The sequence below is a fragment of the Photobacterium sp. ABD4_091 genome (assembly GCF_056160145.1).
Window position 1 is genome coordinate 1 of the sequence record NZ_JBSWWQ010000018.1, and the last position, 1,061, is coordinate 1,061.

General features: G+C 39.2%; 1 pseudogene. It reads right to left on the bottom strand.

Annotated elements, in window-relative coordinates:
* Positions 1–601 precede the first annotated feature (601 nt).
* A pseudogene (locus ACXAGQ_RS29060) lies at positions 602–1,061 on the bottom strand (bifunctional aspartate transaminase/aspartate 4-decarboxylase); the annotation flags it as partial.

The window sequence follows — 1,061 nt, forward strand, 5'->3', positions numbered from 1 at the left end:
AAGTTCGAAAGGGCTTAGATCTGCAAATTTTGAAAAGTCGATTGCTGTAGTTTCAGTAGTCATAATAAATTCTCTAAGAAGATGTCAGTGAGTTATCTTGTTTAATAAGTACTAATAAATGCACTTAATATTCAGCTGTTGAGTTAATGGATAATCTTTTTGAAGATGGTTAACTAAATTAATTACTCATCTCTCTTGGTGTGGGGATATATTACCGTGACTTACTAAACACCCAAACTCGCAAATGAATGATTGAATCCTTCCATTTTTAATTACCATTGATTTACATGGTTGCTTCTGGTTTTAAGTGTTTGTTTTAATGCTTTTTTGGGGTTGTGGTTGCTTTTTTGTAACAGCCTTTTTTGTGAATTTTTGCTTGGAGGGGCTGTGTTAGTTATGGTTTGTAATTATATTAAGTTGTTAATTCTAGTTATTTTATGGTTTTGGTTTTTACAGGAATTTAAATGTGTGTTTTAGTGACAGTGTTTAATGGGAGCGGATGAAGGAAAGTTATAATAGGGAAGTTGAAAAGAAAAATGTGGATTTAATAAGTGATGTGAAAATAAAAAAGCTGCCGATTAAGGGCAGCTTTTGTTAACGATTAGGCTTGAGTCGCAGTCACGAAGTTGTTGTAGTACTCGTCAAGCACTTTTCGGGTTTCGCGGCCAATCAACTCGTACTCGTGGTGAGTCAGGTTCGCCAGTGAAACGCGTACTGAACCGTGTACCACATCAAAGCCTTTACCTGGTAGTAGAATAACGCCGGTTTCGTAAGCAAGACGGAACAGGAAGTCTTTGCCCATGTTGTTTGCTTTGAACCAGTCTACAAACGCCTGACCGTACATTTTCGCACCCAGCACATCCAGATCTAGCAGGGTGTAGTAGTCAACGCGGTTAACGTCTTTCTCCACGGTTACACCCATGTTTTTGTACAGGGTGTTGTAACGCTGGCGGATGATGTTCTTACAAGCATCTTTGTAAGTTTCCTCTGCATCCATCAGGCAAGCCAGTGAGAACAGTGCCATTTGAACTTGCTGTGGCAGTGAAAGGCCAGCAGTGTGA